We start from the raw sequence: 11,578 nt of genomic DNA on the forward strand, positions 1-11,578 counted from the left end.
TGGGAATCGAGGTCGATGAGAGTATTATCGAGCGCTACCCCCTGATCCTCGGCGCATCCTATCAATAGCCCGGCCACTTCATGTTCACCTCCGCATCGGACCGTTTCAATTGTTGTCCTTCTGGAGGAACGCGCTCGCGTGCAGCTGCATCCGGTGGCGGCRTGGAGCCACTCGCAAGCGCAGACGTGGAATGACGCTCAATAGGTTGCGCGACCGCCTGAAATGTCGAAGACGGCCCCTGTCGTAAAGCTGTTTTCCTGCGAACAGAGCCATGCGATCATGGATGCGATCTCGTCGACCTCGACAAATCGACCCCGCGGAATTTTGGACAGCATGAACGCGATGTGTTCCTCAGACATCTGCTCGAAGATTCGCGTGCGCGCCGCGGCCGGTGTCACGCAATTGACGGCAATGTCCCGGTCGGCCACTTCTTTGCCGAGCGATTTGGTGAGGCCGATCACGGCGGCCTTCGATGCCGAATAGGCCGATGCGTTGGGGTTACCCTCTTTTCCCGCGACGGACGCAATGTTGACGATGCGGCCATATCCCCGCTCGATCATGCCAGGCACGAGCGCGCGACAACAGTGGAACGTTCCGGAGACATTGACCCGCATGACCTGTTCCCATGCGTCGACAGGATAGTCCCATAGCTTCGTATTCGGTCCGGTAATCCCCGCGGAGCTGACAAGGATGTCGACCGCACCAGCCGCTTTCGTCGCCGCTTCGACACTCGCCCAGTCGGAGACATCAACCTTTTGATAGTCGGCGTCTTTCTGTTCGGGAGCCGACATGTCCCAGATCTGAACGGCGGCGCCACCAGCCTGCAACCGCTCTGCGACGGCCTTGCCGATACCCTGCGAGCCGCCGGTAACGACTGCCCGCCGCCCCTCAAATCCATAGCTGTTGGTTCGTGTTTTTTGTGTGCGGGCAATGTCGTTCATCGGCGTCCTCCCAGCATCCGATTCAGGCGGAAAGCGCCTTGACGGAGCCGGCACACCCGTGGATGATCACATTTAGAAACTCTTGTTTCCATATATGAACCGTACGATGCCCGCAAGGGTGCAGGAAACGCTCAACTGTCCGGCGCATCGATCCGCCGGCGCCGACAGGGGCTCTGCCGAATGAAGATCAAAGACATCCGCGCGTTTCCCCTCAAGCCGAGGCCGCCCTTGCCTGCGGGAGACCGCGGGAGGCCCTATTGGGGGACGGACACAGAGGTCGCGGGACCGATGTCGCGTTACCCACGCTTCAAACGTCATCGATCCCTGTGGCGGCCAACCTGGCCCGATATCGGGTGCGTCGTGACTGCGGAAGATGGCTCGTTCGGCTTTGGGACCGGCCGCTACGGTGCGCCGGTGGCTGCTATCATCAATGACCACTTCGCGCCGATCCTGCGTGGTGAATCCTGCCTCGCTACCGAGACAACATTCGATTTGATGTCACGCGCGGCCTCGCCCTACAGCGCGGCTGGAATGGCGACCTACGCCATCAGCGCGGTCGATCTGGCGTTGTGGGACCTGAAAGGGAAAATCTTCGACCGTCCGGTCTATGAGCTTCTTGGTGGACCGGCACGGGAGGCGCAGGTCGCCTATGCCACCGGGAACGATACGGACTGGTACATGGAGCTTGGCTTCAAAGCGACGAAGCTCGCCTGCCCGCATGGCGTATCGGAGGGTCTCGAAGCCCTCGAGCGGAATGAGGAATTGGTAGCGAAGGCGCGCGAGACGGTCGGACCCCGCGTCGAGTTGATGCTCGATTGCTGGATGGCGCTCGACATCGAGTTCACAGTGCGGCTTGCCGAGAGACTGCGACCCTACGGTCTGAAATGGATCGAGGACTACCTCATCCCGGAAGACATCGACGGTTTCGCTGCCGTGCGCCAGCGGCTGCCTTGGCAGACGCTCGCGACGGGTGAGCATTGGTACTCGCCGCACACGTTCTCACACGCAGCAGCCAAGCGGGTGGTCGACATCTTCCAACCCGACATCAATTGGTCTGGCGGTGTCACGGGGCTGATGAAGATCAATGCCATCGCGGAAGCGGCCGGCATTCCAGTTATTCCGCACGCGAGCTTAAACTACCCGTACGGGCAGCACTTCGTGTTCGCAACGCCAAACTGCCCGTGGGGGGAGTTCCTCCCGCAGGGCGCGCCCGGCACACCGCTCAAGAACGAAACCACTCTTCCGGGCATGGCCGTGCCGAAGGACGGAATTTTGGTTCCCTCAGACGCGCCCGGGTTCGGCATCGACATCGATCTTGCCTGGATCGAACGCCAGGCGGCTTGACGACGAACGACAACAAAACGGAGGCTTATCGATGAAACGTGGTGGACAATTCTTATCGGCAATAGGGCTCGCGCTAGCAACCAGCCTGACGGCTGCCGTTGCCTATCCGACGAAACCCATTCAGGTCATCGTACCGGCTGGTCCGGGATCGGCAACGGACACGATCACACGTCTCGTTCTCAATAAGATCGGCGAACAGAAAACGCTTGGCCAACCGACCGTCGTCGTCAACGTCAACGGCGGGCCGATCGCCGCGACGCGTGTGAAGGATTCGCCTCCCGACGGTCACGAGCTGCTCGTCTACCATATTGGGCTCATGAGCACGCAGGCGGTCGGAAAGTTGCCGTTCGGCGTGGGCGCGTTTGAACCCATTGCGCAGACAGGTAGCACGCGGTTTCTCGTCACGGTCGCAGAGAACGGTCCATACAAGGACTTCAAGTCGCTGGTGGAAGCCGCGAAAGCCAAGCCCAATACCTTGACCGAAGCGAATTCGATCGGCGGCGCCAGCCACGTGGCCACGTTGCTGCTCGCCCAGAAAGCCGGATTCCAACCCCGCGTCGTCCAAGTCGGCGACGGTCCCAAGCGGCTGCAATCGGTTCTGGGGGGGCACAGCGCCTACACGGTCGTGTCGCCACAAGAATACAAAGGCTTCCAGGGTTCAGGCATTAAGGCGATTGCCGTCATCGGCCCCCAGCGTGATCCCGACTATCCGGACACGCCGTCGACCAAGGAACTCGGATTCGATGTCGATGTTGCAGTCGAGACCTGGTGGTTCGCGCCGAAGGGAACACCGAAGGACGTCGTCGTGAAGCTCGCTGATTCCATCGAAAAGGCCATGGCTGATCCAGGCCTCAAAGATGCCTTCGTGAAACAGGGCGTATCCGACGTCTTGCGCCGAGGGGATGCGCTTGCTCAGCATGTCGGCACAATCGACGCGTCAGTTCAGCCGCTCGGACCGGCGCTCGGCGGCCAATGACAATGGAGAAAGCCCGGCGCGCGGATATCGGGTTCACCGCGGCGGTCGTCGTGACCGCTGCGGTCTTCCTTCATCAGGCGTGGAAGCTGCCACCCTCGCGCTTCGATCCGTTGGGCCCTGGATCTTTTCCTATTGCCATTGGAATTCTGCTCATCATCCTTGCCGGATTTGGCCTTGTCTCGGCGTTGCTCGGCCGAGACCTCGGTCGCGCAGAAACGTCACTTATTCTCGGCTTGGATGGAGAACCGGAGCACAGGAGACGACCGTTCCTTGCCGTATTCGTGTTTTTCGCGACGGCAACCTACGCACTTGTCATGCAGTTCACCCCGCTTGATTTCGCGATCGCGACTGCGTGCTACGTCACCGTTGTCGGCGTTGCGATGAGCCGGCGGACGCCACGTCATATCGCCATTGCCGTCACATTGGGCATCGGCGCCAGCGCTGCGCTTACTCTCATTTTCGGGCACTTGTTGGAGCTTGTCCTCCCATGACGCTCGGAGCCTCCTTTATTCATCTATTCGAGCCACAGATCTTCCTGCTTCTCTGTGGTGGCGTACTGCTTGGCATTGCCATTGGCGTTCTTCCCGGCATCAATACCGGCGCGCTCATGGTGCTCGTCCTTCCGTTCACGTTTACAATGAACAGCACCGATGCGGTCGTTCTTCTAATCGCCCTATTCGTCGGCGGCGTGAGCGGTGGTCTGGTAACCGCGACACTCATGCGGATCCCGGGCGAACCCAACGCCATCATGACGTGCATGGACGGGTTTCCGATGGCTAAAGCCGGCCGACCCGGACGCGCACTCGGTCTTGGGAATTCGTCGTCCATCGTTGGCGGCGCACTCTCGTGGGTGGCGCTGGTCCTTCTGACGCCGATGCTGGCCAAAGTGGCAGTCGTCTTTGGGCCCTGGGAGATTTTTGCAGTCGTCTGCATGGCGCTCGTCCTCATCGCATCCCTGAGTCGCGGTTCAATGCTGAAGGGAATGATCGCCGCGTTGATCGGCATGCTTGTGGCGATGCCAGGACTTGATCCGTCGTCCGGTGCGAACCGATTGACGTTTGGCTTCGTAGAAATGACGTCGGGCTTCGACATCCTACCCGTCATCCTCGGCGTCTTCGCCATAAGTCAACTAATGTCTGACACGATCAACATCGAGGAGGAAAATCTCGAACACGTCAGAGCTAATATGAAGGGCATTCTCCTCTCGTTTCGTGACTACGTCACGCACGGGGTGAACATGGTTCGCTCCGCCCTTATTGGGATCGGCATCGGAATTCTCCCTGGGGTCGGAGCAACGATTGCCTCCATCGTCGCCTATACGACGGCAAAGAACGTATCCAAGACACCCGAGGAATTCGGGCGCGGCAGCGAGGAGGCTATCGTCGCCGCGGAGGGCGCCAACAACGCCACCACGGGCGGCACCCTCATACCGCTCTTGGCACTGGGAATACCCGGCGGTCTGGCCGATTCCGTTCTCCTCGGCGCACTTATTATTCACAACCTCGCACCGGGGCCGATGCTCTATGTCCACCACCCGGAAGTCGTGAATGCGATCATGGCGGCGCATCTCGTCGCGCATGTCGTGATGTTTGCGTTCATGACCGCAGGCGTTCTCATTTTTGCGCGCCTCATGCTCATCTCGCGCGTCTGGATATTCCCCACGGTTCTCGTCGTCTGTGTCCTCGGTGCATACACGGTGAACGCACAGATGTTCGATGTCTGGATCATGCTCGCGTTCGGTCTCGTCGGTTTCGGCATGGAATATGCTAAGGTTCCGATTGCGCCGTTTGTCGTCGGGCTCGTTCTCGCGCCCCTTGCCGAGCAGGAATTGAGGACGGGTCTGATGGCGTCCGGCGGAGAAGTGAGTGCCATCCTGGAACGTCCCATCGCGCTCATTTTCCTTGCGGTGGCGATCGCGGCATTGTTGTGGCCCCTACTTCGTCGGCGGAGTTCCGGACCCTTGGTGGGAGCAACCCTATGACGCGTCTCAAGGCTGCCCTCATCGGAGCTGGATGGTGGGGAGCGGCGAGTCACATTCCCACCCTCGCAGGGCGGCCGGAGGTAGATCTCGATTCGGTATGCCGCCTGGGGGCCGACGAACTGGAGCGCGTTCGCGATCATTTCGGCTTCGCCTTCGGTTCGCAAGACCATCGCGAGGTTCTGGCACGGCGACCGGACATTGTGATCGTTTCTTCACCACATCACCTCCATCACCAGCACGCCAGAGACGCGCTCGAGGCCGGCGCTCATGTGTTGATCGAAAAGCCGATGACATTGAATGCGCAGGAAGCCTGGGACCTTGTCGCATACGCCAAACGCCAAGATCGGCACATCCTCGTATGCAATCCCTATCAATACCTTCCGCATGTTCACGATCTGCGCCACCTTTTGATGTCTGGCGAAGCCGTGGGTACGATCGAAAGCGTGATGTGCTCCTTCGTTTCGGTGACGCGATCGGTCTTTGCGGGGGCCGAAGGCCTCAGCAAGTGGAAGACGACTTTCTTCCGACCRGATCGAGCAACTTGGCAAGACCCTGCGCAGGGAGGCGGCTTTGCATACGGTCAGCTCTCGCACGCCATTCCTCTGATGCTTTGGCTGACCGGTCTAGAACCGCGACAGGTCGCGGCGCGGACCATCGATCATGAGAGCGTCGATCTCTGCGATGCAGCGACGCTGCAATTCGAATCTGGCGCGGTAGGCACTCTCCATGGTGCCGCCGCCATGCCCGAGGGCCATCGTGCCCTGATGCGGTTCATCATCAGCGGAAGCGAGGGTGTCGCGATGTTGGAATTCGATCGCGATCATTGCGAGATACGGCGGCATGACGGACGGCAGGTCGCGCCGACGGTTTCAAAGGACGAATGGGTCCTCGACAGCAGCCAGCCGACACACACGCTCGTCGATCTCGCCCTCGGGCGTGCAACGAACGCTTCGCCTGGTCACGTCGGCGCCACTACAGTTGCCATCATCGAAGCGATGCTTGCAGCCGCCAAAGGCCGCCCTGTCGAGATCGTAAGGCCCGCGTCATGACGCCTGGAACGGAGACGATGGCGTTTGCACTGCGTCTGCGCGAAGGCTGCGAAGCGGAGTACAAGCGCCGGCACGACGAGCTTTGGCCCGAGATGCGCGAGATGCTCCTCGCATCCGGCATCCTTCACTACGAGATCCATCTCGAACGGGGAAGCCGCCTACTCTTCGGCCATATCGTCCGGCGGATGGATCACACGATGGCGGCCAATCCCGATCACCCTGTCATGCAGCGGTGGCGCGCGTACATGGCCGACGTTCTCGAGATGGACGGAGATGCCGCCGTTCGCGTTCCATTGCGCGAGGTGTTCCTGCTTGACGCCTCCGATCAGGGCTGAGCGCCGGCGCTGGTCAGGAGACGCTCCATCGTCCCACCGAACACATCCCTGGCTTCGGTCTCGTCCATGAAGCCGCATTGCCGCCGCACGCATTGCAGCGTTTGGGGGTAGGTCATGTAGCGACGTGAGACCGGGTAATCGGAGCCCCACACCATGCGCTGCGATCCAAATACGTCTGCAATCGTCCGCACGATCGGCCCAAGCTCGTCATAGGGATACTCCACGCCTTGTCGCGCGGCGTATCCGAATCCAGAAATCTTGACCACGACGTTCGGACAGCGGGCGATGTCCACCAATTCCGATAGTCCGCTGGGTTCGGAAACGCTTCGATCCCGGACACGCGCCATGTGGTGGAGCAGAATCACGAGATTCGGATGGYGATCGGCAGCCATGCCGATTGTTTGCAACTGGTGCGGCGCACAGGCGAGACTGAGAATAAGCCGGCGCTCCTCGGCAACGCGGAGAAATACGTCCCCTTCCCTTGAAAGAAACCATGCGGCGTCCTCGTGGCTGTCCTCTCGCAGATAGTGTGTAAATCCGCGCAAGCCGAAGCGGTCGGCGATTGCGGCAAGCCGCTGGGCCGCACCGGTTTGGTGGTATGTCGCGGTCCAACGAGAATCGACATCCGCAAACATCACCAAACGATTTCCGTAAGGTGCGATGTCAGTGGCGACATCCCCGTTGTTTTCCGGATTGTGGTCGATGCCGGCACAGATGATGATGGCACGATCTACGCCTGCACTATCCATTTCGAAGAGCAGTTGCTCGACACGCCCACGGCTTTCCGGATCAGGCACCGCCGGCTGGTACGGCCAGTGCCGCCAAGCATGGCAATGCGCATCGACGATCATGGCGATGCCTCCGTACCCCACGGCTTGTCCGGGTCTGGCGGCGGAATCGCGGCGATGAGGGATCGCGTATACGTGTGGCTCGGGCGACGAATGACGCTTTCGACATCTCCCTGCTCCACGATTCGACCGCCGTAAAGAACGATCACCTCATCCGAAATCTGATAGGCGGTGGTGAGGTCGTGTGTCACGTAGATGATCGATATGCCTGTCTCTTGCTTCAGTCGGTACAGACTCTCCAATATAGTCGCGCGCAATGAGGCATCGACCATCGAGACCGGCTCGTCGGCGAGGATGACCTTCGGTTTCAGCAGCAATGCCCGAGCTATCATGATGCGCTGGCGCTGTCCGCCAGAGAGTTGATGCGGATACTTCCCGAGCGTCTCCCGCGGACGTAGCCCGACCCCGGCAAGCGCCTGCTCCGCGAGCGCGTAGGCTTCATCGGTCCTCGCGGCGAGACCGAATGATCGCAACGGTTTCAGGAGCGCTCGGTCGATCTTATAGAATGGATTGAAGACGTCGAAGGGATCTTGAAAGACCGCTTGCACCTCACGCCGGAACTGCTGGCGCTCGCTGCGGTTCATCCGCAAGAGACTACGTCCACGAAACGTGACGAGGCCCGACGTCGGCGACAGGAACCCGAGAAGCAGACGCGTCAGTGTCGTCTTGCCGCTACCGCTCTCTCCCACGATCGCGGTGATCTTCGGTTCACTGCAGCCGACGGCAACCGACACAGAATCGACCGCGCGTTTCTCGGCACCCCGCGCTGAGAACGTGACGGTGACGTCTTTCGCTTCGAGCAACGCGGTCATGCTGGAACCTCGTCCGCATAGTGACATGCGGCCAATTGGTCAGGAGCGATCTGACGGAGCTCCGGGCGCTCCCTCGCGCAACGCTCTGTCGCGCGAGGGCAACGTGGATGAAATGGACATCCCGGCGGCTGATTGAGAAGCGAGGGCGCGATACCCGGGATGCCGTGAAATTCRCCCCTGCGATCCAGCGACGGAAGGCTTGCGATCAACATTCGCGTATACGGATGCCGAGGATCGCGGAAAATGTTGCGTACCGGAGCGATCTCGACAATGCGCCCGGCGTACATCACGCCGATCCGGTCGGCGAATTGGGCCATCAATCCCATGTCATGGCCGACGAGGATCACGGCGGCACCCAGTTCGGTTTGAACCTGTCGAAGCGTATCGAGCACCTGCTTTTGAACGATAACGTCAAGCGCGCTGGTCGGCTCGTCTGCTATGATCACGCGAGGCTTGAGACAGATGGCCATCGCAATGCAGACCCGCTGCTTCATGCCGCCAGACAACTCGTGCGGAAACTGATGAGCCACGCTAGGCGCGAGCCCTACTCGCGCAAATAGAGTCGCAATCTCGACATCCAGGGCGGCGCGAGACAACCTGCGGCCATGCGCACGCATCACATCCTCGATCTGGTCGCGGATGCGCAACACGGGATTGAGCGAGGACATGGCTCCTTGCGGCACGAGTGCGATGCGGTCGAACCTCGCCCGCCGCATGTCCTCCGGCGAGAGTGCAAGCAAATCCTCTCCATCGAGCGTAACATGACCAGCGGCAATCCGACCGGGTGGCTTGATCATGCGCAGTAGAGCGAGAATGGTCGTGGACTTTCCTGATCCCGACTCGCCGACGAGACCCAGGCGCTCGCCGGCAACAAGCGAGAAACTGACACCGGCGACCGCATGAGCAGGGCCGCGCGCCGTGCGGAATTCCACCTTTAGGTCGCGGACGGCGAGGATATCGCCCATCACAATCCCCTCAGCCGCACGTTCACGACCCTGTCGAGGCCAGCCGAAATAAACAGCAGCGCGACGAAGATCGTGGTGATGATGAGAACCGGTGGAAGCCACCACCACCAGAGGCCCCGCAGAATGGCTCCGTAGAACTGCGCCCAGTAGATCATCATCCCGAGCGTCAACTCGTTCTGCGGCCCAAGTCCGAGTGCCTCGAGACCGATCGTTGCCAAGATCGCGCGGGAGACTGCGGTGACGAAACTCGCGGCTAGGTAAGGCAGAAGGTTCGGCAGCACCTCGGTGAATACAAGTTCGAGACCGCCCGCACCTGAAAGACGCGCAATGTTGACATAGGAGCGTTCGCGCAGCGAAAGCGTCTGCGCGCGAATGGTGCGTGTGGCCGTCATCCAGGAAAGCGATGCAACGACAACCGCCATCAGCTCGACATTCATCGTCCGCACATTTGTGGCGATGAGCAGGAGGACGGCGATGCCCGGGATCGTCATCATGACGTCTGCCGCAACGCGCACGAGCGTATCGACGACACCGCCGAAGAAGCCCGCGCAAAGGCCAAGCACGGCGCCAACCGAGAGACCGATCAGACCGGCGAGGAGACCGATCTTGAGGGTTTGCGGCGTCGCGAGGATCAGCGAGGTCAGGATGTCCCTACCCTGCCCGTCGGTTCCGAGGAGAAACGCCCCGGGCGGGCGTCGCGCCGGAACGGCCCCCACTTGCGCGAGCGAGCTATCGACGAGGAATGGCCCGAGCGCGGAAACGGCGACAAGGACGGCAAGAATGGTGAGGCCGGCCATCAGAAACGGCTCGCGCGCGATCCGGCCTAGTGCATCGCGAAACGGGGTAGCGGCCATCATCGGTTCTCGCTCGCAATGCGCGGGTCGACGAGTGGGTAGAGAAGATCGAGGAGAAAGGTCGCGACGGCGATCGAGATCGAGAGAAGCAGAATAACTCCCTGGATCACGAAGTAGTCTTTTGCCTGAATCGCCTGATAGAGGCGGTAGCCGATACCAGGATAGGAAAAGACGACCTCGACGAGAATGGCCCCCGATACGAGATGGCCTAAGGTGAGCGCGAGCGTCGTGACTTGCGGCAGAAGCGCATTGCGCATGCCGTACCAGATGAAGACTCGTCGTTGTGGCAAGCCCTTCGCTTCCGCGAGCGTGATATAGTCTTCGCCGAGCACACTCACCAACATTCCCCGCATGCCGATCGCCCAAGCGCCAAGTTCCGCGAGGATAATCGAGAAGGCCGGAAGTGCGCCATGCCATGCGATGCCGCGGACAGTCTCCCAATTCCATCCAGGGACGAGACTGAACGGATATCCTCCTCCCGCAGGAAACATCTGTAGGACGATCGAAAAGACGAAAAGCAGAATCAGACCGATCAGGAAGTATGGTACGGCGGAGACGACAAGCAGCGGAATCCCCGCGACCTTCAACAGCCGCGGCGCACTCGGCCAGGCCATCAGCCCACCGAGGTAGGTACCGAGCACGAACGAAACGATCGTCGTGAGGCCGAGCAGCCCCATCGTCCAAGGCAACCCAGCCGCGATCGTTTCATTGACCGTTTCGGGAAAGTGGGAAAGCGATACACCGAGGTCAAACCGCGACACCGCCGCCCAGTAACTGAGATATTGAGCCCAGAGCGGCTGATCAAGCCCGAACCGTGCGCGGTATGCGGCGGCGACAGCCTGAACGTCGCCTATCTGTCCGCTGCCGCTTGCCGCAAGCTGGTTCAGCTGCTGCTCGATCGGATCACCCGGCATCATTCGGGGGATCAAGAAGTTGATGGTGACCGCCAGGAAAATGACGAGCACCATCATGCCGAATCGGCGAGCGACGTAACGCAGGTACATGCCGCGATCTAACCCGCTCTATTTGGTCGGCTGCAGGCGATGGATGACGCGCGCGAAGCCTTCCCAAGGAAGGTATGGAGCCACGTAGGGATCCTGCGCCGATGGGTAGCCTGTCCAATAGGTCGTGTTGAAGGTCACGACATGGTATTCTTCGGCGAACGTGATCTGCGGCATATCTTGCAGATAGATCTCCGTGGCGTCCCGAGCGAGCGCCATGTACTCCTTGTTCGTCGGAGAAGGAGACATCGCCTCCATTTTGTTCAGCAATGCGTCGAGCTTCGGATTCTTGTAGCGAGTCAACGCACGCGGGTTGGAGCCCTTCTTGCCGTCTTCGGCGACGTACTTGCTGTGGAAGTGCTCGAGCGTCTGCCACGGATCGTAGATCGAGCCGCAATGCACGCCGAGGGCGGTCTCGAAGTTGCCCGTATTGGTGGCGTCCGCGAATGCTGCATCGCTCGCAGCCTGGAAC

13 protein-coding genes are annotated in these 11,578 nt (G+C 60.5%); 6 read left to right on the forward strand and 7 right to left on the reverse strand.

Going from position 1 to position 11,578, the window contains the following annotated elements:
• Window positions 1-197 precede the first annotated feature (197 nt).
• Window positions 198-941: an SDR family NAD(P)-dependent oxidoreductase gene (locus AC1DT3_RS04465; RefSeq protein WP_477464038.1), complete on the reverse strand. Its 744-nt coding sequence runs from the start codon at window positions 939-941 to the stop codon at window positions 198-200.
• A gap of 360 nt (window positions 942-1,301) precedes the next feature.
• Between AC1DT3_RS04465 and AC1DT3_RS04470 the strand changes: the two genes are divergently transcribed.
• Genes AC1DT3_RS04470 through AC1DT3_RS04495 form a run of 6 tightly spaced genes read left to right on the forward strand, consistent with a single transcriptional unit; the run spans window position 1,302 to window position 6,626 of the window.
• A complete protein-coding gene (locus tag AC1DT3_RS04470; protein WP_477464039.1) occupies window positions 1,302-2,285 on the forward strand; it encodes an enolase C-terminal domain-like protein in 984 nt (327 codons plus the stop codon).
• 31 nt (window positions 2,286-2,316) lie between these two features.
• On the forward strand, window positions 2,317-3,261 hold the full coding sequence (locus tag AC1DT3_RS04475; RefSeq protein WP_477464040.1) for a Bug family tripartite tricarboxylate transporter substrate binding protein: 945 nt from the start codon (window positions 2,317-2,319) through the stop codon (window positions 3,259-3,261).
• Window positions 3,258-3,752, forward strand: coding sequence for a tripartite tricarboxylate transporter TctB family protein (locus AC1DT3_RS04480; protein WP_477464041.1), 495 nt, complete (start codon window positions 3,258-3,260; stop codon window positions 3,750-3,752). Before AC1DT3_RS04475 ends, AC1DT3_RS04480 begins: the two co-directional genes overlap by 4 nt.
• A complete protein-coding gene (locus AC1DT3_RS04485) occupies window positions 3,749-5,242 on the forward strand; it encodes a tripartite tricarboxylate transporter permease (RefSeq protein WP_477464042.1) in 1,494 nt (497 codons plus the stop codon). Before AC1DT3_RS04480 ends, AC1DT3_RS04485 begins: the two co-directional genes overlap by 4 nt.
• Window positions 5,239-6,291 carry a Gfo/Idh/MocA family protein gene (locus AC1DT3_RS04490; protein WP_477464043.1) on the forward strand — a complete coding sequence of 351 codons (1,053 nt, stop codon included), beginning with the start codon at window positions 5,239-5,241 and terminating at the stop codon, window positions 6,289-6,291. Before AC1DT3_RS04485 ends, AC1DT3_RS04490 begins: the two co-directional genes overlap by 4 nt.
• Window positions 6,288-6,626 (forward strand): L-rhamnose mutarotase, encoded by a 339-nt coding sequence (locus tag AC1DT3_RS04495; protein WP_477464044.1) that lies wholly within the window; start codon window positions 6,288-6,290, stop codon window positions 6,624-6,626. Before AC1DT3_RS04490 ends, AC1DT3_RS04495 begins: the two co-directional genes overlap by 4 nt.
• On the opposite strand, the gene AC1DT3_RS04500 is transcribed toward AC1DT3_RS04495, so the two are convergent.
• From AC1DT3_RS04500 to AC1DT3_RS04525, 6 genes are all read right to left on the reverse strand, one after another.
• The gene (locus tag AC1DT3_RS04500) at window positions 6,617-7,477 is read right to left on the reverse strand and encodes an amidohydrolase family protein (RefSeq protein WP_477464045.1); all 861 of its coding nucleotides are present in this window, start codon (window positions 7,475-7,477) and stop codon (window positions 6,617-6,619) included. The two genes, AC1DT3_RS04495 and AC1DT3_RS04500, sit on opposite strands and share 10 nt — an antisense overlap.
• Window positions 7,474-8,286 carry an ABC transporter ATP-binding protein gene (locus AC1DT3_RS04505; protein WP_477464046.1) on the reverse strand — a complete coding sequence of 271 codons (813 nt, stop codon included), beginning with the start codon at window positions 8,284-8,286 and terminating at the stop codon, window positions 7,474-7,476. The genes AC1DT3_RS04500 and AC1DT3_RS04505 overlap by 4 nt, the downstream gene beginning before the upstream one ends.
• On the reverse strand, window positions 8,283-9,251 hold the full coding sequence (locus tag AC1DT3_RS04510; protein WP_477464047.1) for an ABC transporter ATP-binding protein: 969 nt from the start codon (window positions 9,249-9,251) through the stop codon (window positions 8,283-8,285). The genes AC1DT3_RS04505 and AC1DT3_RS04510 overlap by 4 nt, the downstream gene beginning before the upstream one ends.
• Window positions 9,251-10,108: an ABC transporter permease gene (locus AC1DT3_RS04515; protein ID WP_477464048.1), complete on the reverse strand. Its 858-nt coding sequence runs from the start codon at window positions 10,106-10,108 to the stop codon at window positions 9,251-9,253. The genes AC1DT3_RS04510 and AC1DT3_RS04515 overlap by 1 nt, the downstream gene beginning before the upstream one ends.
• Window positions 10,105-11,109 (reverse strand): ABC transporter permease, encoded by a 1,005-nt coding sequence (locus AC1DT3_RS04520; protein ID WP_477464049.1) that lies wholly within the window; start codon window positions 11,107-11,109, stop codon window positions 10,105-10,107. The genes AC1DT3_RS04515 and AC1DT3_RS04520 overlap by 4 nt, the downstream gene beginning before the upstream one ends.
• 18 nt (window positions 11,110-11,127) lie before the next feature.
• Window positions 11,128-11,578, reverse strand: a 451-nt coding sequence (locus AC1DT3_RS04525) for a hypothetical protein (protein ID WP_477464050.1), incomplete at its 5' end; no start/stop codon positions are given.

The organism is Microvirga sp. P4_G7, assembly GCF_056401005.1.